The sequence below is a fragment of the Bacillus sp. YH3-2-B2 genome, assembly GCF_053663335.1.
The window spans coordinates 18,603-40,164 of sequence record NZ_JBSJQE010000008.1 but is presented as its reverse complement, the minus strand read 5'-3'; the positions used below and the strand labels follow the sequence as shown (position 1 = coordinate 40,164).

Sequence of the window (21,562 nt, the reverse complement as noted above, 5' to 3'; positions counted from 1 at the left end):
GCTGTGTCTTCAGAAGACATCATCTCACCGGACGTTAATTGGTCAATAATGTGGGTATATTCCTCAAACATTGACTCAATTACGTCATTTTCAAAAGCCTCTGAAACATAGTCCCAGCTAAGCATGACTCCATCATTGAGCTCTATCACTTGATGATCCAGATAAACTTGTGATGTCTGACTGATACTCTCTATAAAAACTCCTAGAGAATCTAAATAGTTTAATTCGTTCTCAAATAACATACTTGTAAAAACAATCGGAAAAACAGCTTTCCTTCTATCTATATCATTAAATTCACAGTATTCTCTGGTAAACTCTATTCCATCAAAATCATTATGTGATAGGCATTTAAAGAAGTTATCCTGAATATTTTTTACTTCTTCCCAAAAATGATTTAAATTATTGAAGCATACATCAAATATCATAATTTCTGTAAAATCGCCTATAACGTTATTAATTTGCTTATGCAAAGGTCTTCTTTTAAATAATGTAGTGTTTAACGCAATATTCTGCTGATTACTCCATTTAGACAACACTTTTGAATAAATAGCCAAAAGTAGTATACTAGGTCTAATATTCTTCTGAGAGCATAAATTCACAAATTGATTCCAATTTCTTTTCTCAATAATTTTTTTCTTTCTTTTAAAAGTAGGTTTTTTTATACATGTTATATCTACTTTTACTGGCAGAGCTGGTGTTGAAGGAAAACCTTTAAGTTTATTTAACCAATATTCCTTGTCATTCTGATATTTATGATTTTCCTTTAATTTTTTATAAGCTAACATATAATCTCTATAGGATACTTCTAAAGGCTCTTGAATCTTTCCATTGTACAATTCAGATATCTCTTTAAATAAAAGCTGGATACTAGCTCCATCTGCTATTAACATATCGATATCAAAGAATATTCTATATAGATTATCACTGATTTTTAAAGCTTTAAATTCAAACAATGGCCATTGGTATGGATCGAATATTCGTTCGTTAGTTACTTTTCTTGCTTCTAATATTTTGTCTTCTTGGTCTGATTTTTTAAGATAACTCACATCTTGAATAGCTAATTTATAATTCGGTACGTGTTCAAGTATTTTTTGCTTACCATTTGATAAAAAAACTGCACGTAGCATGTGTTGACGCTCTATCACAGCTTGTAAACTTTTATTGAATTTTTCAATATCTAGTTCAGCCTCAAATTCTACAAAAGCATGAGTGGAAGTTCCCCCTAGTTCAAATTGCTTGTCTCTTCCAGATAAATAAGCAACTTGAACATTTGTAAGATCAAATTCTTTATAGGTATTTTCTTCATCGTTTAATAAATGTATTGTATTATTCTCTTTTTTATTATCTAATAACTGAAACTTTTCATATACAACTTGACAAAATGACAGTACATCTGGGTTGTCAATATAATCATAAAATTCAATATTTATATTATATGTATCTTCAATGGCTCCAAGTAATTTTAATATATTCATAGAAGATATTTGATAATCAAAAATATTAGTTCTTAAATCAACTGAATCATCTTTACTTAATTCACGAATTTTTTTTATTATAAAGTTAGAAATCTCTTTAAACTTATTACTCGTTACTAGCGTGTTATTAATCAATGATTTACCTCCTTGTTCTTTAGTCCTACCTCTACCGAATGTAAATAGATTTCATTGCTATTCAAATTAAATTCATCTTTAATTTTATCGAAGTCTATTTCTCCTATGGAGCACGATCCAACATCAAAATATTCTGCTATATTAGCCAATGTAGCTGACATAACACCACATTCGAGAATACCATAGTAATACCCTGTCCCCTTATATTTGGGCATGATTACATCACAATCAAGAGTGAAAAAGATAGAGAAATTCGAAGTATTAAATGCACTGTGGTTTATAAAATAATGATATTTTTTTTCAGCCAGTTTTACTCTATTAAGTAAATTGATAGAGTGACTGTGAGGGTTATAAAAATATACCCCTTCCTCAAGATTTTCGACTCTCCCATCTTTAATATACAAATATATGTTGACAGGATACAGTCCTCCTGCACTTGGGTAGAAATATTTAATACCCTCTTGAATTGGAGACTGTTTAAAGACATTTAACAAACGACTAAACTTAGAAAAATTCATTATTTTACTAGTATCAAAATTCCTAGTACTTTTTCTATTTTGAACTACAGAGGGCAAATCTGAACATTCCTCTAAATCAAATGATTGAAGAGTATTCTTTGACATAAACCTAGTTAATTGTTTCTTCTTATAAGATTCTATATTTTCTTTATATAAAAAAAACTCCTCATCATATTCTTGATAAACAAATTTGTTTTGCGTTTCGAAAAGCTCTGTCGGTGTGCTTACATTGCAAACTAAAACTCTATTACGTATTAAATCTTTTAGAAACATTTTTAAAATTTTTGGATTAAAGTCTTTAAAAATAACATATATTTCGCTTAAAGAAATGCCTTTTTGAAAATGAAAATAAATATCAGGAAAAAGATCAACTACTTTCCCTCTAAATTGAAAATCATTAATAATAATATGGTTATTTTCATTTCTCCAGTGAACATGAGGAGCCCAAAAGTATTTTTTCACGTTAAAAACCTCCATACTAAACTTAAACTAATAATTTATCTTTAATAATTGATATAACTTCTGTAACGGATTCATTAATAAAAAAATGCCCTCCGTTAATCTGGTATACATCAACCTTTTTTTCTGAATATTCTTTCCACCCTTCAACTTCTCTTATAGTTAATGATTCGTCAAACTTGCCTGTTAAAACAGTTAATGTAACATTTGATAATTTTTTTTTAATATTGTGGTTGTAACTTTCTATTAGTTTATAATCATTTCTTATTACTGGAAGAAATAGTTTCATTAGTTCATAATTCTCGATAAGATCCTTGGGAATCCCTCCTAATTTGTTTAACCATTGAATAACTTGTTTATCAGGAAGACCGCTTATAAATGTTTCCTTAGTTAAATAAGGTGCGCCTTTTCCAGATACAAATAAATGCTGAGGAAGATTATCTGTAACCTTCATTAATTTAAGTATTACTTCATAAGATATATATGCACCCATACTATGGCCGTAAATCGCATAGCACTTATTATCACACTTTCTTAATATTAATTCTGTAATGTCATCTATAGCCTGATTTATTGTTTTGTAGGACTTTTCAGAAAATCTAGAGCCTCTTCCTGCTAGCTCAACAGGTATTAGTTCAATTTCTGGTCCAACTGAGTTACTCCAGTCACTATAAATACTTGACAATCCTCCAGCATGCGGAATGCAAAAAAGTTTAATTGGATAGGTCATTAGCTCCTCCTTTTTCAAAAAAACCCATGAAAAACCAACTTTTAAATAATAATAAGGAATTATTGTCTATTTGTAAAGTATTAATTTGGAATTTTAATAGATTCAAAGTAATGGTTATCTTAATACATTTGTTATTTTATAATATATTGGGTCTAAAATACATATTATGAATAATATTGACACCAATGATTTTTTTTCTTATTATGTTTTTTAGACATACGTCAAAGTTTTAATTAGATTATGTTCTAAAAGGAGATGTAAGTATATTGAATTTCAAAAAATTAATTATGTTATCTGCATTATTATTAGGTACATTCATTTCGGTAATGGACACCACTATAGTAAATATTGCATTACCTAAGATGCTGGATTACTTTTCGAGCAACCTTTCTCAAGTAGCTTGGGTGGCTACAGGTTATACTTTAGCTTTTGCAGTTTTATTAGTAGGTGCATCAAAGCTGGCAGACCATTTTGGAAGAAAAAAAGCTTTTATGTTTGGATTAGCACTTTTTATTTTGACATCAGTTATTGCCTGTTTGAGCACTTCAATTGAAATGCTTATCACAATTAGAGTGATTCAGGGATTATCTGCTGCTTTCATTGTGCCAGTTACAATGCCTATTGCTTTGGCCATCGTTCCTCAAAATAAAAAAGGATTGATCATTGGAATCTGGGGGGCTTTCTCAGGATTAGCAGCTACTTTAGGACCTGTACTTGGAGGATTATTAACTGAAAACTTTAATTGGCAAGCTATCTTCTTCATAAATATTCCTTTAGGCCTGATTTCTCTTTTTTTAGCAGCATTTTTTATTACTGAGAGTTATGATGAAACAGTGAGTAAAAAAATTGATTACATGGGGATTCTTATTTTATCCGGAGCTCTCTTCTGTTTAACCTTTGGCTTTGCAAAAGTATCTGATTTAGGCTGGTCATCACCATTAATTATCTCTCTTTTTGTAATCTCTGTATTATTATTCTGTTTGTTTTTCTTTATTGAATCTAAAATTAAAAACCCGATGATTCCCTTATCCATGCTGAAGATACGTACGTTTAGTTTCAGTTCTTTCACCCTCTTTATGCAGGGCCTTGGATTAACAAGCGGTACCCTTATTATTACTTTACTCCTCACGAATTTAATGGGAAAAACTGAATTAGAAGCGGGGTTAATTGTTTCTACATTAGCTCTATCATCTATGTTTACCTCTGTACTTTCTGGAAAGCTATCTGATAAACTCGGGGGCATTTGGCTTTCGGGTCTAGGTATGCTCGGTTTAACAATCACAACATATTTATATGGATACATACGATACGACAGTTCTGTAACAACGGTAATTATTCTGTTATGTTTGACCGGCTTAGCTTTAGGGCTTGTGATAGGACCGGCAATGAGTTCAGGGATACGGCTTATTCCTCCTGAGAAAGTAGGTATTGCCTCAGGTATTCTTAATATGATGCGGACAGTTGGACAAGCGCTAGGCATTGCCATACTTACATCTGTGCTTACAATGAATATAAATGATCACACAGCTTCTGCAAAAAAAGAAGCCATAACAATTGTGGAAAACAATCAGGTTTTTGATAAAAATGCAAAAAACGAGATAATAACTCACTTAAAGCATTCAGACAGTAAAGGTTTCGATCGAAGAAAAAGTATTGCTGAATTAAACAAAAAAGAGGAAGAAATTCTTTCTATAACCCCGGATCCATATAAAGAAAAGGTACAAAAAAGTTTCAATACTCAAAAGAAGGAAGTTATCGCTATCCAGAAAAAAATTTCAAATTTATATAATGAAAAAATAAGTGACAGTTTTAATAATACATTCAAAGTAGGCAGTGTAATTCTTATTTTAGGAATTATTTTTGCATTGTTCAGTGATATTTCTCCAAAACGATTAAAACAACAACAGAAAAACCAGGTAGATATTACGCCTTGACCGTTCCATAATTGTTTCATTGTTCCGCTCCATCATTCATGCTACAATTTTAGGATGCATCTGATGTGAGGGAGGCTTTTTGAACATTGAACGAGAATAACCCTTTTCCTTATTCAAATACGGAAAAACGGTACCATACATTAAATTATCATCTGCGGGAGCATTTCGGGCATAAAGTGTTTAAAGTCGCGCTTGACGGCGGTTTTGACTGCCCGAATCGGGACGGCACGGTTGCACACGGCGGCTGCACATTCTGCAGCGCGGCGGGCTCCGGCGATTTTGCCGGCAACCGGGCCGATGACTTACTCACGCAATTTCACGATATCAAAAACCGTATGCACGAAAAGTGGAAAGACGGCAAATATATCGCATATTTCCAGGCGTTCACGAATACGCATGCCCCGGTAGAGGAGCTGCGTGAAAAATTTGAATCCGTCCTCAAGCTTGACGGCGTTGTCGGCATGTCTATCGCCACCCGTCCGGACTGCCTGCCGGACGATGTCGTGGAATATTTGGCAGAACTGAATGAGCGGACCTATTTGTGGGTTGAACTCGGGCTGCAGACCGTGCATGAACGGACCGCACTCCTGATCAACCGCGCCCATGATTTTGACTGCTATGTTGAGGGTGTCAATAAACTGAGAAAACACGGCATCCGCGTTTGTTCCCATATCATTAACGGGCTTCCGCTTGAAAACAGGGACATGATGATGGAGACGGCCAAAGCCGTCGCTGATTTGGATGTGCAAGGCATTAAAATTCACCTGCTTCACTTATTAAAAGGCACACCGATGGTGAAGCAATATGAAAAAGGAAAGCTGGAGTTCCTTTCTCAAGAAGAATATGTAAGTCTTGTATGTGATCAGCTCGAAATCATTCCCCCGGAAATGATCGTTCACCGCATTACGGGAGACGGGCCGATCGAATTAATGGTCGGGCCGATGTGGAGCGTCAATAAGTGGGAAGTACTGGGCGCCATTCAAAAAGAGCTGGAAACACGGGGAAGCTATCAAGGAAAGCTCTTCAGAAAGACCGGGGAGGAGACCGCCCTATGACCTTGATGCACATCCTCCCTTTCAGTAAAGAATTGCTGAAGTCCGCCGCACAGGAAGGTGATATCACGGTTGACGCGACGATGGGCAACGGACATGATACATATTTTCTGGCCGGCCTTGTCGGTGAGACAGGACATGTCCATGCCTTTGATATTCAAGCGGACGCACTCGCTAAAACGAAGGAGCGGCTCGGTGCCGACTTCGGCCCGCGCGTCACGCTTCACCATAAAAGCCATGATCAAATAAAGGCATCGCTGCCTGAAGATGCGCACGGTCGTGTGGCTTGCGCCGTCTTTAATCTCGGCTATCTGCCAGGCGGCGATAAAAGCATTACGACAAACGGTCACTCAACCATTTCCGCGATCGAACAGCTCCTTGAACTGCTGAAGGAGAACGGGCTGATCGTTCTCGTTGTGTACCACGGGCATCCTGAAGGCAAGACGGAAAAAAGTGCATTACTGGAATACTGCAGCAATCTTGATCAGGAAAAAGCCCGCGTGCTGAGCTACGGCTTTCTCAACCAGCAAAACGACCCGCCGTTTATTATAGCGATTGAAAAGAAATCTGCCGGCAAATAAAGAATGGGCCTGTCATAAGCGGGCCGATTCTTTTTGTGTTTACTTTTCAAGAAAAATCAATTACTATGCAATAATGGAAAAAAGTTCATCTTTTAAGCGTAACATCTGGGAGGAGCGGCAGTTTGAATATTCTTCGCATCATATTTTCAAGTGTTCCCTATGTAATGTTTGTCATCATTTTATCAAGACATTTAGGATTTGAGTTCGCGAAAACCTATTACTGGTGGTTTGCTGCATTTTTTGTCATCGGGCTGATCGGCAAATTCGCAATGCACCTTGCGGCAAAAAAGAAACCGTTAAAAAAAGAGACAGCGTAAAATGCGCATGTCTCTTTTTATTTACTGTTTTGCAGCACGCTGCGTGTATAAGCGGGATTGTTCGTAAAGACACCATCTGCTTTTTGTTTCAGCATAATAGGCGTCAGCGTATGCTCGTCTTCCTTATCAAAAAACACGTGCACTTTCATCTTATTGTGATGAATGCGCTTCACGACTGCTTCATTTGCCAATTTGGCGTTGATTCCGACTGTATCAGCATACGTTCTGATGGTTTGCAGCTGCTTATCATTTATCTCCTCAGCCTCGTGATCTTTTAATAATCGAACAAGAGGAACTTTTTTATTCATAGAACGAACTTTCTTTAAGCTCTTCCCGCTAAAAGACTCAATGACTGCTTTATGGCTGGAAATCAGCTTATGTTTTTGTAATATGTCAATCAGTTTCTTTTCCATCACCAGGCTGCCGTTGCTCTTGTCTCAATATAGTAATTGGCAGTTTGTCCGAATTTCTGGATGATTTCTTCTAATGTTAAAATCTTTTCTCCTTTTCCCGCATTCAGTTTCTTAATCTGAGCCAAAGACAGATCATCTGTCATCCCTTTACCATCTGTTGTCCGATCTACCGTTTTATCGTGAATTGCAATCAGACGGCTGTCCTTCGTCTCCCGTAAGTCTATCTCAATATAATCTGCTTTGTCTTTAATCGCACGTGCATAAGACAAAGCGGTATGTTCCGGCTCAATCGCAGAAGAGCCCCTGTGCGCTATCAAGACAGGATGATAGCCGGCGGAAGCATGGGTGACGGAGCAGCCTCCGGAAATGGAAAGTAATGCTATGACCGCTAAATACTTTAATTTTTTCATAAAATTAAAGTATCATATTCTGCAGGCGCACACAATGTTTCATTCTTCACATCATAAATAAAAAACTGCGCCGTCATGATGTACACGAGAGGCGCAGTTCACCCATTACGAACTTTTCGTCCAAGCCATCTTCTGAAATTTGCGGTAGGCTCTTCCGTTGATATAAAAGAAAAATGACGTTTTTCCGCTTGCCCTGATCAGCTTTCGCGCGAGGCGGCCCATTTCTTTTTGGCCGGCGACTTTGTCATCGGATAAATAGACACCGAGCAGCCCCCTGTTGATCAGCCGGTGAAAATTTTCATGCGGAATGCCTTGCAAATGTTCATCCGCTTTTTCAATAAAATGCTGCAGTCTCTGCATCATTTCTTCATGAGACTGATAATACGTACAGAAATTCAGATCGCCTTCAAGCAGATCTTCTTCCTGGTCAATTAAATAATCGAGCAGTATGTGCAGCCCTTGTATGTACGGAAAATAACTGCTGCGGATTTTCTCAGCGGTATGTTCGTTAAAATCAGGCTGGAATGAGTAAGCAACGAGACAGAAAATGCCTAGCGTCGATCCGGCGCAGGCCGAGAACTCAAACCACTCCATTTCCGGAAGCTGTGACCGGTACTGCTCAAACCAGGCTTTAAGCCTCGGAACGCGTTCATGTTCAACGACATGCTTATGAACCTGAAGATCGCAATAATAATCACACAGCTCAAGCAAATAAGGTTTAATGATACCGTAATGTTCTATTGACCCGAGCACCCGCTGGCATGTTCTGACCAGCTCATGAAGATAACCGCCGTCATCCCGCTCCTCTCTGTACTGATAGTACGGCCGCACCTCGGCACCGACCGTCAGCGCGTCACGCATGGAAAGATGAAGCATGCGGAAGTCCTCCGGATCAAGCGAGGTGCTGCGGTCGCACAGATTGTCCAGATAATCACTGATTGTCTGATACGCGATGATAAATTGCACGCATTTCTGTTTTTGTTCTCCCGAAAGCAAGGCTAAAATGCCGCCGCCTTCACAATGAAACGATTTATCGCGGATACTTGCGGCCGCCTGCTGCCGCAGTTCGGTATTTTTAATGGAATCTGATTTTTCCCGCCACATGTTCAATTCCTGATGAACGAGCGGAAAAATTTCCCGATACACTTTTGCCATAAGGTTAAAAGGATGTTCCGGTACTGTCAACATATGCACCCCCAGCGAATTCAAATATACTGATCTGTAAAGGCTTTTGCCGCCTTAAACACAGTTTCTCTTTCCGGTTCATTAAAAATTTCATGATAAAGCCCTTCCCATTCCCGATACGATTTATTATGGGAAGCCACACCGGAAAACCATTTGCGGACCTTCATTTTATCGACGATTTTGTCATCACCGCCCTGCATAAGCAAAAGCGGCACCTTTAAAAACGCATCAGTCGGCACCATAGCGGCATCAATGGTTTTTAAAAGCTCTCTGTACCATCTTACGGATACCTTCGTGACATATAAAGAATCGTTTTGATCCGCTTCAATCATATCCGCATTCCTCGTTGCCATATCAGGTGATAAGCCGGAATCCACTCTGAGGGACGGAGCGAGGACGTTCAGTCCTTTAGACGCAAAATCAAGGACTTTATTGACTTTTATTTGCAGACCCAGACAAGGTGATGATAAAATGAGTGCCGTAATGCGGGGATTTCTCTGCTGCTTAAACCATTCTATCGCAATCAGTCCGCCCATGCTGTGGCCTAAAAGGAAAACGGGCGCTTCAAGCGTTCTCGCTTTATCAATCCATATATCTACTTCATCAATGTATTCTTGGAAAGAGCGAATATGCCCTCTGGCGCGGGTCGACGTTCCCTGACCGGGCAAATCGCCCATCACCACGTTATATCCGGAAGATCTCCACATTTCAACGAGCCATTTATAACGCCCGTGGTATTCGCTTGCCCCGTGGATAATGACAATGGTACCGACGGGCCTGTCTGCTTTCCAAGTCCACATGCAGTTCACCTCTTACATAAATTTAGAGAAAGAAGGATGAGACATGATAATCTACCCTTATAAACAATTTACGCCTGACATACATCCTGAAGCGTTCATTGCGGATAACGCCGTCATAACGGGCGACGTCGTGATCGGAGAACAATCGAGCATTTGGTTCTCGGCAGTCATCCGGGGGGATGTTGCGCCGACAAGGATCGGAAAAAGAGTCAGCATACAAGACTTGAGCTGTCTGCATCAAAGCCCGAACCGCCCGCTTCTTATTGAAGATGACGTCACGATCGGCCATCAGGTTACACTGCACAGCGCAATCATCAGAAAGAATGCTTTAATCGGTATGGGCTCCGTCATTCTTGACGGGGCGGAAATCGGAGAAGGCGCGTTTATCGGCGCCGGAAGTCTCGTTCCTCCGGGCAAAACCATTCCTCCCGGCTGTCTTGCGTTCGGCCGGCCCGCAAAGGTTATCCGCCGGCTGACAGAAGAAGACATACGGGACATGGAAAGAATCAGAACGGAATATGTTGAAAAAGGCCGATACTATAAAACAATGCAAGAGAAATAAAAATAGATCAGCTTTGTTTTACTACTGTACCATTTTTCAAAATATTATTTAAGTAAAAACCATTTGCATTCTCCCGATTGTCAGGAAATAGAAGCAAAATGTTCAGGAATTTGTTTTATTCTTCCCCCGCCGGCCCGATCCTATGAAAAAAAGAGCCCATGTCCCGGGCTCTTTTTTTACGCTTTTTCGGCGAATGTCTGTCCGTTTTCCAGATCTATGTCTTTTCTTTTATGGAAACCTTTCCCGTAATAGGCGGCTAATAATATGCCGAACCAGACAGGACCGATGATGACGGCCACCCTGGTCTCTGCATCAAAAGCCATCAGCACAACGACAAAAGCCAGAAATGCCAGCGAGATATATGAGGAAAAGGGGTATAAAGGCATTTTATATTTGAGTTTTTTCCGTTGTTCCGGCTGTAAGCTTTTACGGTATTTCATTTGGGAAAGCAAAATAATCGACCATGTCCAAATTGCTCCGAACGTCGCAATGCTCGTCACCCACGTAAACACTTTCGCCGGCACCACGTAGTTCAGCAAAACGCCGATGCATAACGCACCCGCTGAAACCAATACCGCTTTTCCCGGCACACCGCCTTTTGTGACCGTACCGTATGCTTTAGGCGCTTCATTTTGTTCCGCCAGATTGAACAGCATACGCCCCGTGCTGAAGATCCCGCTGTTGCAGGAAGAAAGAGCCGCCGTCAATACGACAAAATTAATGATTCCGGCTGCAGCTGGTATTCCGATTTTTTCAAATGTCAAAACAAACGGGCTCCCGCCTGAACCAATTTCCTGCCACGGATAAATTGACATAATGACAAACAAAGCTCCGACGTAAAAAATGAGAATGCGCCAAAAAACAGTATCTATGGCCCGCGCCAGTGATTTTTCCGGATTTTTGACCTCACCGGCTGTGACACCGATCAGCTCAATCCCGAGATAGGCAAACATGACCATCTGAAGCGACAGCAGCACCCCTTTAATCCCATTCGGGAAAAAGCCGCCGTGGCTCCATAAATTGCTGATTCCGAGCGCAACGCCTCCGTTTCCGAGACCGAATACGATCATCACCAGACCGATCGCGATCATTGACAGAATCGCCAATACTTTAATGAGTGCAAACCAGAATTCAAGCTCACCGTACGCTTTGACCGCCAGAAAGTTGACAGCCGTCATAATGACGAGTGCACAAAGCGCCCAGATCCATGACGGCACGTCAGGGAACCAGTAGCCCATATAAATGCCGACCGCGGTGATTTCCGCCATGCAGGTAACGACCCATAAAAACCAATAATTCCAGCCCGTTAAAAACCCGGCAAGCGGACCGAGATAATCTCTGGCATACCGGCTGAACGAGCCGGCTACAGGCTTTTGAATCGCCATTTCCCCCAATGCCCGCATAATAAAAAACATAATCAGTCCGCTGCAGGCGTAAGCGGCTAAAATCCCCGGCCCGGCAAGCTTTATGGCAGAAGCTGACCCGAGAAACAGCCCGACTCCAATCGCGGCGCCCAACGACATAAGCGAGATATGCCGCTCTTCCAAGCCGCGGTGAAGCGTTTTTTCTTTGTTTTGCATAACTCTCCCTCCCCCTGATTTTGACAAAGAAACAACAAACCGAGACGAAATAGCCAGAAAACTCTTTCCGGAATCTACCCGATTAGTCCTATTATAACCTTTTTCTGAATATTGCGTAATACTTTGTCGAAAACAGAGCGGAATAGACGGTTTACAAAAAACAATAAAAAAAAGGCTTTCGATAACATCGAAAGCCCCTTTGGATTAAACGAAAATGACTTCTTTCGGCTGATGATTCAGCTCTTCCGGCACCAATCTTTTCTCGACATTGATGCTGTGCCAGATCATGAAGATCAGCACGGTCCAGATTTTGCGGCTGTTGTCCGCTCTGTCGGCACAATGATCTTCCAGAAGCTGAAGGACATAATCCTTTTCAATATAAGCATCTGTTTCACTTTCACGAATGATGTTGCGAACCCATTCGTTCATTTCATTTTTCAGCCAGTGGCGGATCGGCACAGGGAAGCCGAGTTTTTTGCGGTTAAGCACATGATCAGGCACTACCCCTTCAGCAGCTTTGCGCAGAAGGTATTTCGTCGTGCCGTTTTTCGTTTTCAGTTCATCCGGAATTTTAGAGGCCACGTCAAACACGACTTTATCAAGGAACGGCACGCGCAGTTCCAATGAGTTGGCCATCGTCATTTTGTCAGCCTTTAACAGGATGTCGCCGCGCATCCACGTATGGATGTCAACATACTGCATTTTATTAATGTCGCTGTATGAACGGCTTTCCGTAAAGTACGGCTTCGTGACATCACGGTATGAAAGCTCTGGATTGTAATGTTTGAGCAGCTGTTTTTTCACGGGCTCTTCAAAAATCTTCGCATTACCGATATAGCGCTCCTCAAGCGGTGTGCAGCCGCGGACTAAGAGGCTTTTCCCTCTCATTCCTTCAGGCATGACGGACGCCACATGAAGAAGCATTTTTTTCAGACCGGACGGAATGCGTTCAAACGGTTTAAGCGACAGCGGTTCGCGGTAAATATTGTACCCGCCGAACAGCTCGTCCGCGCCTTCCCCGGATAATGCAACCGTTACATGCTTTTTCGCTTCTTTCGCGACAAAGTACAAAGGAATCGCCGCCGGATCTGCAAGCGGGTCATCAAAGTGCCAGACGATTTTCGGAAGCTCATTCATATACTCCTCAGGAGAAATGACTTTGCTTATATTTTCAATCCCGAGCGCGGCAGCCGTTTCCTTCGCTACGTCAACTTCACTGAAGCCCTGCTGCTCAAAACCGACGGAAAATGTTTTAAGGCTCGGGTGAAATTCTTTCGCAACTGAGACGATAAAAGAAGAGTCGATACCGCCGGATAGAAACGAACCGACAGGAACGTCACTTCTCATGTGAACTTTGACAGAGTCAAAGATTGCGTCTCTGACTTCTTTCACCAATTTATCTTCATCAGACTGAACAGGCTTAAAGTTCGCTTTGAAATATGTTTTAAACGCGATGTCGCCTTCCGGGCGGATCGTAAACTGGCTGCCCGGCTCGACTTTTTTTACTTCAGCGTCAAGCGTGCTCGGTTCAGGAACGAATTGGAAAGACATATATTGCTGTAAAGAAGCTGTATCAAGATCAATACCGTTTTGAGCGGCCATTAAACTCTTTCTTTCAGATGCAAAATATACTTTGTCCCCGATGGTTGTGTAATACAGCGGTTTAATTCCGAACGGGTCTCTCGCGCCGTACATGACGCGGTCAGCCTTGTTCCAGATTAAAAACGCAAACATTCCGCGAAGCTTTGAAGCGGCTTCTTCTTTATAATGACGGTATGTCGCAAGGAGCACTTCGGTATCGGAATCTGTATTGAAAGTGTAGCCTTTCGCTTCAAGCTCTTCTCTCAATTCAATGTAGTTATAGATTTCGCCGTTAAAAATGATCCAATATTTTTCGTCTTCATATGATAAAGGCTGTCCGCCGTTTTCTACGTCAATAATACTGAGCCGTCTGAAGCCGAATCCGACGTGCTCATCATGATAATACCCATCGCTGTCAGGACCGCGGTGAACGATCATTTGGTTCATTTGTTTGATTAGCTCTTCTTGATCTGCGGTTTGAGTTAATGGATGCTTATTAAAAACACCGACAAATCCACACATAGTATAGCCTCCATAAGTGTAATTTTCTAATTGGACCCCCTTTTTATAGACGCTTTGTTACGCCATTGGTTTCACGCTATGTAAAAAATAAGCATGGCAGCATCTACAAAAAGGGAAAGCCGCTTAAGTAAGCGGCTATAAAATTATTCTCCTAGTGCTTCTTTGCGAAGCGCATCCGCCTTGTCAGTACGCTCCCAAGGAAGATCTACATCATGACGTCCGAAGTGGCCGTAAGCAGCTGTCTGCTTATAGATCGGGCGGCGCAGATCAAGCATTTTAATAATGCCGGCAGGTCTCAGGTCGAAGTTATTCCGTACGACTTCGATCAGTTTTTCTTCAGAAGCTTTTCCTGTATCAAATGTATTGATGGAAATAGAAACAGGCTGTGCCACGCCGATCGCGTATGCAAGCTGCACTTCACAAGAATCAGCAAGACCTGCTGCCACGATGTTTTTCGCTACGTATCTCGCAGCGTATGCCGCAGAACGGTCTACCTTCGTCGCATCCTTACCGGAGAATGCGCCGCCGCCGTGACGTGCATATCCGCCGTATGTGTCAACGATGATTTTACGGCCGGTAAGACCCGCATCACCTTGAGGTCCGCCGATTACGAAACGTCCCGTAGGGTTGATGAAGTATTTTGTTTCTTCATCGATCAGTTCCTCAGGCACAACAGGGTTAATGACATGCTCTTTCAGATTGCGCTGAATCTGCTCAAGCGTAATTTCCGGGTGGTGCTGAGTTGAAATGACGATCGCGTCGATGCGGACCGGCTTGTTGTTTTCATCATATTCAACGGTAACTTGCGTTTTGCCGTCAGGGCGAAGGTACGGAAGAATGTCTTCTTTGCGGACTTCGCTCAAACGGCGGGCTAATTTATGCGCCAAAGAGATCGGAAGCGGCATAAGCTCTTTCGTTTCGTTACACGCATAACCGAACATCAGGCCTTGGTCTCCCGCTCCGATTGCTTCGATTTCAGCATCGCTCATTGTGCCTTCACGCGCTTCAAGAGCCTGATCGACACCCATTGCGATATCCGCAGACTGTTCATCAATTGATGTTAAAACAGCGCAAGTCTCCGCATCAAATCCGTATTTGGCGCGTGTGTAGCCGATTTCTTTAATCGTTTCACGGACTGTTTTCGGAATGTCAACGTATGTTGATGTAGTAATCTCTCCGCTTACCAGCACAAGTCCTGTCGTTACAGATGTTTCGCAGGCCACGCGCGCGTTCGGGTCATTTTTTAAAATCTCATCTAAGATACTGTCAGAAATTTGGTCACAGATTTTGTCCGGATGACCCTCAGTAACAGATTCAGATGTAAATAGTCGACGGTTTTTACTCATTCACTTTTCCTCCTGAAAAAAGATCTTTTGCAAGACCTTCTCATATGATACGGAACTCGCTCCCTCTTAATACAATGTCATACTATATCAGAGAATGTTAATTGGCATATTTTATGAAATAAAAAAACCTTTTCCACTCGAGGAAAGGGTTTGGTCTGTGTGCCTTTCACTCTTATCGCTCAAGGAAAATATTAAACCTTGCATCAGGTTAGCACCTTGGTTTCCCACAGTGTTTTCACCTGCTTTTTTACAGAGAAACCGGTTGCTGGGCTTCATCGGGCCTGTCCCTCCGCCAGCTCGGGATAAGAGTATCCGCTCAATGAAATATCTTATCGTAAAAGGGCGGAAAGTGTCAATATGAATTAAAGCGATTGCGCGCCTTTATTTCGGGAAGCAATGGAAAAACACAAACAAAAAACCGCAAATAGTATAGACTATTTTCAGATATATGTTATACTAATTCCACATTCAGCGAAATACAAATAAACCGGCAAAGGAAGGTTTTTATGAAATTAGTTGATTTAACCGCAGATCTTCAAGCATTACTTGCAAGTCCGAATGTGCATCATAATTTATCGGCTCCAAAACTTACCGAAAAAGTAATCAGCCGAAATGAAGGAACGCTGACATCAACGGGCGCCGTACGCGCCACCACCGGCGCATATACAGGCCGGTCACCTAAAGATAAATTTATCGTCCGTGAACAAAGCACAGAAAATCAAATTGATTGGGGCGCGGTGAATCAGCCCATTTCTGAAGAGGCGTTTGAAAAGCTGTACGCCAAAGTCGTCAGCTACTTAAAACAGCGGGATGAACTGTTTGTGTTTGAAGGATTCGCGGGAGCGGATGAAAAATACAGACTGCCGATTACGGTCGTAAATGAATTTGCGTGGCACAATTTATTCGCGCGCCAGCTGTTTATCAGACCGGAAACGGATGAAAGAGACCCGCAAGCGCAGCCTTTCACCATTCTCTCAGCTCCGCATTTTAAAGCAGACCCGGAGACGGACGGCACGCATTCGGAAACATTTATCATTGTCTCTTTCGAAAAGCGCGTCATTTTAATCGGCGGCACCGAATACGCCGGAGAAATGAAAAAATCAATATTTTCCATTATGAACTTCCTGCTTCCGCAGCAGGATATACTGCCGATGCACTGTTCAGCCAACGTCGGTGAAAAAGGTGATGTCGCCCTGTTTTTCGGCCTTTCCGGCACAGGGAAAACGACGCTTTCAGCCGATGCGGACCGCAAACTGATCGGAGATGACGAGCACGGCTGGTCAGATTCCGGCGTTTTCAACATTGAAGGCGGATGTTACGCTAAATGTATCAATCTGAGCGAGGAAAAAGAACCGCAGATTTTTCGTGCGATCCGCTTCGGGTCTGTTCTTGAGAATGTCGTGCTTGATGAAAAAACGGGTGAAGCGGATTACGACAATTCCTTCTACACGGAAAACACAAGAGCCGCATATCCGATTGAGATGATCGGCAATATCGTGCAGCCTAGCATTGCCGGCCATCCGCAGGCGATCGTCTTTCTAACGGCGGACGCATTCGGCGTGCTTCCTCCGATCAGCAAACTGACGAAGGAACAGGCGATGTATCACTTCTTAAGCGGCTACACCAGTAAACTCGCGGGAACCGAACGCGGCGTGACATCTCCGCAAACGACTTTCTCGACATGCTTCGGTTCACCGTTCCTTCCGCTTCCGGCACATGTATATGCCGAAATGCTCGGGCGTAAAATCGACGAACACGGCGTTCAAGTCTTCCTGGTCAACACAGGCTGGACCGGCGGAGGGTACGGAGTCGGAGAACGGATGAAACTTTCGTATACAAGAGCGATGGTCAAAGCCGCTATTGACGGCAGACTGAACCAGACTGACATGACGGCAGACAGCATTTTCGGCCTGCACAGTCCCGTTCATGTTCCGGGCGTGCCGGATGAAGTTCTTCAGCCTGAAAACACATGGAGCGATAAACAAGCATACAACGAAAAAGCGCTGTTTTTAGCCAATGAGTTTAAAGAAAACTTTAAAAAGTTTTCCCATGCAGACTCGATTGCCAAAGCCGGCGGACCTCTCGTGTAATCAAAAAAGCCAAGGGCGTTTATGCCCTCGGCTTTTGTTTTTTCAGTTTGTCGAATGAAGCGAAGTGAGTCTGTATGTAATGCTTGTCCGGCCGTTCGCCCATTCGAGCTTTTGGACCTCGCCGGTGCCGGATTTCTCTCCGGTTTTCGTTTTGCGCACGTCCATCGGAATATCAAGAGGATAGACGCGGTAGCCCTCTTTCTCCAATAAAAAGATATTTTCCTCTATCCGTTTTTCATTGCCTTTTGTCACAATCATGGTATTAAATTCAACAGGCATTCCCAAAATGAAAATCCCCTTTCATTCTCTTATTCTTTATTATCATATCATAAATCAGGCATCTTACCGTGTCTTCATCCATTCCGCCAGCCGCCGGACAATGCGTCTGTTTTCCTGCGGCGGAAAATAATGCGTAAAACCGCTGTAATACCAAGTTTCCACCGGTTTCCCCGCCTCTTTCAGCTTGTCCTCGATCATCCGGGCGTGTTCAATCGAAACATTCTCATCATTCTCTCCATGGATGAGCAGCACAGGGGCCTGAATGCGGTCTGCTTTTTCAAACGGCGAACGCCATCTGTATTCATCCGGCACCTTTTTCGGCGTGCCGCCGATCACCCGCTTCATCATCCGCCGCATATCCTTCCGCTCTTCATAAGTAAGCACCATATCGCTCACACCGCCCCATGAAACGAGTGAAGCCGCTTGATGCCCCATTTCAATCGCGGTCAAAAGCCCCATGATTCCGCCCCGGGAAAAACCGAAAATATGCACCCGCCCTTCCCTGACGTTCGGATGCTCCCGAAGAAGGCGGAAAGCGGAAAACGCGTCCTCTCTGTCCTCTCCCGCAAAATCTTCATTTCCCTCGCCGCCCTGGTTGCCTCTGTAATAAGGCGCAAACACGACAAAGCCTTGGGAAGCGAATTGAACGATTCTCCCAGGGCGTACCATGCCGACATTTTTTATGCCGCCGCGCAAATATAAAAAACCGTCATATGTTCCCGGCGCCGCAGGTTCGGCAAGGAGCCCCTTTACCTTCAGACCTTCTGACTCATAGCATACCGCAAAGAGGCGGACATGCGGACTCGGAGACGGGAACCTTTTCTTTTCTACCAGCAAAACAATGCGCCTCCTTATATCATCAGTTTTTTTATTCTTTCCCAACGTGAATATGGGCACTCACACATTTTTTATACCCATCATACGATATGTAAAGCAGAAAAGGTTATTTTAACGCTTAAACAAGGAGGTTACACCGTGAACAAATGGCTCAAAGCGGGCTGCGTTTTTGTCATATGCGCCTTTTTCCTGCTCATTCTTCCGGCTTGCAGACAGGAAGAAAGTCTGACGAAGGTAAAGGTGGCGGAAGTCACACACTCCATCTTCTATACGCCTCTGTATGTCGCTGAAGCAAAAGGTTTTTTTAAAAAAGAAGGGCTCCAAGTGTCACTTCAAACAACATGGGGCGGAGACAAAACGATGACATCGCTTTTGTCAAACGGGTCAGACATCGCGCTGGTCGGTTCTGAAACATCCATTTACGTGGAGGCGCAGGGAGCAAAAGATCCGGTCATCAACTTCGCGCAGCTGACACAGACGGACGGCACGTTTCTCGTGTCGCGGAAGGATGAGAAATCATTCAAATGGAACGATTTAAAAGGAAAAACATTTCTCGGCCAGCGAAAAGGCGGCATGCCCCAAATGGCCGGTGAGTACGTCCTGAAAAAGAATCACATAGAGCCGAAAAAAGACATTAACCTCGTTCAAAACATTGATTTCGCCAATATTTCCAACGCATTCGCATCCGGAACGGGTGATTATGTGCAGCTGTTTGAACCGACGGCATCCCAATTTGAAAAAGAAGGCATCGGTCATATCGTCGCATCCTTCGGAGAAGCTTCCGGCCAAGTGCCATACACAACCTTTATGGCAAAAGAAAGTTATTTGAAAAACAATGAAAAGACGGCGGAAAAATTCACCCGCGCCATTTATCGCGCCCAGCAATGGGTGGAAAGCCATCCGGCCAAAGACATCGCAAAAACGATTCAGAAGGAATTTGCCGATACAGACCCGGCCATTATCGAAACATCGATAGAGCGCTATAAAAAACAAAAGTCATTCTCTGCAGACCCAGTTCTGCAAAAGGATGAATGGGAACTGCTTCAATCTATTATGGATGAAGCCGGAGAGCTCCCGAAACACATTCCGTACAGCAAACTCGTCAACACAAAAATCGCCAAAAAAGTCACCTCAGAACAATAGGAGGAACATGAATGTCTTTTTTACATGTGGATCATGTAACACATACTTATTTCTCGCTGAAAGAAAAGACAACCGCCGTGAAAGATATACATTTTCAGATTGAAAAAGGGGATTTCATCTCCTTTCTCGGGCCGAGCGGATGCGGAAAAACAACACTCCTGTCCATTCTGGCCGGCCTTATCACCCCTGCGCAAGGCCGGGTGCTGATCGAAGGAAGCGTGCCGAACCATAAAGAACACCAAATCGGTTATATGCTTCAGCAGGATTATTTATTTCCTTGGAAATCAATTGAGGAAAACGTGCTGCTCGGTTTACACATTTCAAAAACATTAACAGAAGAAAAAAGAGCTGAAGTTCTCAGCCTTCTGCCTAAGCTCGGATTAATCGGCGTTGAAAAGAAATATCCGAAAGAGCTCTCAGGCGGAATGCGGCAGCGGGCGGCACTTGCCAGAACTCTTGCGCCGGACCCGGGACTGCTGCTCCTTGATGAACCGTTTTCCGCGCTGGACTTTCAAACGAAGCTTTCTTTGGAAAACCTTGTCTTCAGAACATTAAAGGATTTTCAAAAAACCGCCGTGCTCGTCACCCACGATATCGGTGAAGCCATCGCCATGAGCGATACGATCTATTTATTTTCGAATCAGCCGGGCACCATCCATCAAATATTCACCGTGCCTAAGGAGCTCGCGGCTTTAGATCCGTTTGACGCGCGTCAGGATCCGGCCTTTCAGCCGCTGTTTCAAACCATATGGAAGGAGCTGAATTCCCTTGAAAAACAGCAGCGGCACGATTGAACAGCTTCATCAGCAGTTTAAGAAAAGACACCAAAAAGAAAAGCTCCGGATCCGTGCGTATCAGGCCGCCATTTTCATCGTATTTTTTGCCGGGTGGGAAATATCGAGCAGGGCGGGCTGGATCGATCCGTTAATCTTCAGCTCACCCTCCGCCGTTTGCAGGCTTTTAGTTGAAAAGATTGCAGACGGATCCCTTGCGGCGCACATCGGCGTAACCTTAGGAGAAACCGTTCTCGGCTTTTTGCTCGGCACGCTTCTCGGCACATGCCTCGCCGCTCTGTTATGGTGGTCAAACAGGCTCGCCCGGGTTTTAGACCCGTACCTCGTCATTTTAAACGCGATGCCGAAGGTCGCACTCGGACCGATTCTCATCGTGGCACTCGGACCGAATTTCACAAGCATTGTCGCCATGGGAGCAGTCATCAGTGTCATTATCACGACAATCGTCGTCTTTACGGCTTTTCAGGAAGTGGATGAAAACTATATTAAGGTGATGAAAACCTTCGGAGCGAAAAGAAGCATCATGTTTAAAGAAGTCATTCTGCCGGCATGCGCCCCCGCGATTATTTCCGCGCTTAAAGTGAACGTCGGTTTATCCTGGGTCGGCGTCATCGTCGGCGAGTTTCTCGTTTCCGAAAAAGGTCTGGGCTACATGATCATTTACGGATTCCAGGTTTTCAATTTCACTCTTGTGTTCTTAAGCCTTCTGATCATCGCGATTTTTGCGACATTGATGTATCAGGGAGTCGAACTGTTAGAAAGAAAATGGACGAAAGGAAAAACATAAAAAAGACCCGTGCGTAAGCGCCGGGTCTCCGT

The 21,562-nt window shown here is 43.0% G+C and carries 19 protein-coding genes, 1 pseudogene and 1 riboswitch; of the genes and pseudogenes, 9 read left to right on the top strand and 11 right to left on the bottom strand.

The window, feature by feature from the left end; all coding sequences use genetic code 11:
- The 3 genes from ACWJJX_RS19045 to ACWJJX_RS19035 all read right to left on the bottom strand — a co-directional run.
- Positions 1 to 1,610, bottom strand: a 1,610-nt coding sequence (locus tag ACWJJX_RS19045; protein ID WP_454023195.1) for a condensation domain-containing protein, incomplete at its 3' end; no start/stop codon positions are given.
- Positions 1,607 to 2,590 carry a SagB/ThcOx family dehydrogenase gene (locus tag ACWJJX_RS19040; protein WP_213403549.1) on the bottom strand — a complete coding sequence of 328 codons (984 nt, stop codon included), beginning with the start codon at positions 2,588 to 2,590 and terminating at the stop codon, positions 1,607 to 1,609. The genes ACWJJX_RS19045 and ACWJJX_RS19040, both read right to left, overlap by 4 nt.
- A gap of 22 nt (positions 2,591 to 2,612) precedes the next feature.
- Positions 2,613 to 3,317 (bottom strand): thioesterase II family protein, encoded by a 705-nt coding sequence (locus ACWJJX_RS19035; protein WP_044053549.1) that lies wholly within the window; start codon positions 3,315 to 3,317, stop codon positions 2,613 to 2,615.
- A 266-nt stretch (positions 3,318 to 3,583) separates the two neighbouring features.
- Between ACWJJX_RS19035 and ACWJJX_RS19030 the strand changes: the two genes are divergently transcribed.
- The 4 genes from ACWJJX_RS19030 (at position 3,584) to ACWJJX_RS19015 (ending at position 7,201) form a co-directional block, all read left to right on the top strand.
- Positions 3,584 to 5,251 (top strand): MFS transporter, encoded by a 1,668-nt coding sequence (locus tag ACWJJX_RS19030; RefSeq protein WP_025649751.1) that lies wholly within the window; start codon positions 3,584 to 3,586, stop codon positions 5,249 to 5,251.
- A gap of 86 nt (positions 5,252 to 5,337) precedes the next feature.
- The gene (locus tag ACWJJX_RS19025) at positions 5,338 to 6,306 is read left to right on the top strand and encodes a TIGR01212 family radical SAM protein (protein WP_003152268.1); all 969 of its coding nucleotides are present in this window, start codon (positions 5,338 to 5,340) and stop codon (positions 6,304 to 6,306) included.
- Positions 6,303 to 6,884, top strand: coding sequence for a tRNA (mnm(5)s(2)U34)-methyltransferase (locus ACWJJX_RS19020; protein ID WP_025853375.1), 582 nt, complete (start codon positions 6,303 to 6,305; stop codon positions 6,882 to 6,884). The genes ACWJJX_RS19025 and ACWJJX_RS19020 overlap by 4 nt, the downstream gene beginning before the upstream one ends.
- A 122-nt stretch (positions 6,885 to 7,006) precedes the next feature.
- Positions 7,007 to 7,201, top strand: coding sequence for a hypothetical protein (locus ACWJJX_RS19015; RefSeq protein ID WP_003152265.1), 195 nt, complete (start codon positions 7,007 to 7,009; stop codon positions 7,199 to 7,201).
- Between the two features lie 17 nt (positions 7,202 to 7,218).
- Here the strand turns inward: ACWJJX_RS19015 and ACWJJX_RS19010 are convergent.
- The 3 genes and pseudogenes from ACWJJX_RS19010 to ACWJJX_RS19000 form a co-directional block, all read right to left on the bottom strand.
- Positions 7,219 to 8,024, bottom strand: a pseudogene (locus tag ACWJJX_RS19010) (glycerophosphodiester phosphodiesterase family protein).
- A gap of 105 nt (positions 8,025 to 8,129) precedes the next feature.
- Positions 8,130 to 9,209: a tetraprenyl-beta-curcumene synthase family protein gene (locus ACWJJX_RS19005; RefSeq protein WP_003152263.1), complete on the bottom strand. Its 1,080-nt coding sequence runs from the start codon at positions 9,207 to 9,209 to the stop codon at positions 8,130 to 8,132.
- A 20-nt stretch (positions 9,210 to 9,229) separates the two neighbouring features.
- The gene (locus ACWJJX_RS19000) at positions 9,230 to 10,009 is read right to left on the bottom strand and encodes an alpha/beta hydrolase (RefSeq protein WP_003152261.1); all 780 of its coding nucleotides are present in this window, start codon (positions 10,007 to 10,009) and stop codon (positions 9,230 to 9,232) included.
- A 46-nt stretch (positions 10,010 to 10,055) separates the two neighbouring features.
- Here ACWJJX_RS19000 and ACWJJX_RS18995 point away from each other — a divergent pair, with 46 nt between their 5' ends.
- Entirely contained in the window at positions 10,056 to 10,571 is a 516-nt protein-coding gene (locus ACWJJX_RS18995; RefSeq protein ID WP_025853382.1) for a gamma carbonic anhydrase, read from the top strand.
- Positions 10,572 to 10,747: 176 nt separating this feature from the next.
- Here ACWJJX_RS18995 and alaP read toward each other — a convergent pair whose 3' ends face one another.
- The 3 genes from alaP to metK form a co-directional block, all read right to left on the bottom strand.
- The gene (gene alaP / locus ACWJJX_RS18990) at positions 10,748 to 12,151 is read right to left on the bottom strand and encodes an alanine permease AlaP (RefSeq protein ID WP_014418695.1); all 1,404 of its coding nucleotides are present in this window, start codon (positions 12,149 to 12,151) and stop codon (positions 10,748 to 10,750) included.
- 204 nt (positions 12,152 to 12,355) lie between these two features.
- Positions 12,356 to 14,254, bottom strand: a complete 1,899-nt coding sequence (asnB, locus tag ACWJJX_RS18985) for an asparagine synthase (glutamine-hydrolyzing) (RefSeq protein WP_003152255.1) — start codon at positions 14,252 to 14,254, stop codon at positions 12,356 to 12,358.
- 143 nt (positions 14,255 to 14,397) lie between these two features.
- Positions 14,398 to 15,600, bottom strand: coding sequence for a methionine adenosyltransferase (gene metK, locus ACWJJX_RS18980; RefSeq protein ID WP_003152253.1), 1,203 nt, complete (start codon positions 15,598 to 15,600; stop codon positions 14,398 to 14,400).
- A 169-nt stretch (positions 15,601 to 15,769) separates the two neighbouring features.
- A riboswitch (SAM riboswitch) is annotated at positions 15,770 to 15,909 on the bottom strand.
- Between the two features lie 197 nt (positions 15,910 to 16,106).
- Between metK and pckA the strand changes: the two genes are divergently transcribed.
- The gene (pckA, locus tag ACWJJX_RS18975) at positions 16,107 to 17,690 is read left to right on the top strand and encodes a phosphoenolpyruvate carboxykinase (ATP) (RefSeq protein WP_077722730.1); all 1,584 of its coding nucleotides are present in this window, start codon (positions 16,107 to 16,109) and stop codon (positions 17,688 to 17,690) included.
- A gap of 42 nt (positions 17,691 to 17,732) precedes the next feature.
- On the opposite strand, the gene ACWJJX_RS18970 is transcribed toward pckA, so the two are convergent.
- Positions 17,733 to 17,975 carry a DUF2584 domain-containing protein gene (locus ACWJJX_RS18970; RefSeq protein ID WP_003152249.1) on the bottom strand — a complete coding sequence of 81 codons (243 nt, stop codon included), beginning with the start codon at positions 17,973 to 17,975 and terminating at the stop codon, positions 17,733 to 17,735.
- Positions 17,976 to 18,032: 57 nt separating this feature from the next.
- Positions 18,033 to 18,806 carry an alpha/beta hydrolase family protein gene (locus tag ACWJJX_RS18965; protein WP_015418056.1) on the bottom strand — a complete coding sequence of 258 codons (774 nt, stop codon included), beginning with the start codon at positions 18,804 to 18,806 and terminating at the stop codon, positions 18,033 to 18,035.
- Positions 18,807 to 18,944: 138 nt separating this feature from the next.
- Between ACWJJX_RS18965 and ACWJJX_RS18960 the strand changes: the two genes are divergently transcribed.
- Genes ACWJJX_RS18960 through ACWJJX_RS18950 form a run of 3 tightly spaced genes read left to right on the top strand, consistent with a single transcriptional unit; the run spans position 18,945 to position 21,530 of the window.
- Positions 18,945 to 19,949, top strand: coding sequence for an ABC transporter substrate-binding protein (locus ACWJJX_RS18960; RefSeq protein ID WP_014305628.1), 1,005 nt, complete (start codon positions 18,945 to 18,947; stop codon positions 19,947 to 19,949).
- A gap of 11 nt (positions 19,950 to 19,960) precedes the next feature.
- Positions 19,961 to 20,743, top strand: a complete 783-nt coding sequence (locus ACWJJX_RS18955; protein WP_003152246.1) for an ABC transporter ATP-binding protein — start codon at positions 19,961 to 19,963, stop codon at positions 20,741 to 20,743.
- The gene (locus ACWJJX_RS18950; RefSeq protein WP_077722732.1) at positions 20,718 to 21,530 is read left to right on the top strand and encodes an ABC transporter permease; all 813 of its coding nucleotides are present in this window, start codon (positions 20,718 to 20,720) and stop codon (positions 21,528 to 21,530) included. Before ACWJJX_RS18955 ends, ACWJJX_RS18950 begins: the two co-directional genes overlap by 26 nt.
- Positions 21,531 to 21,562 lie beyond the last annotated feature (32 nt).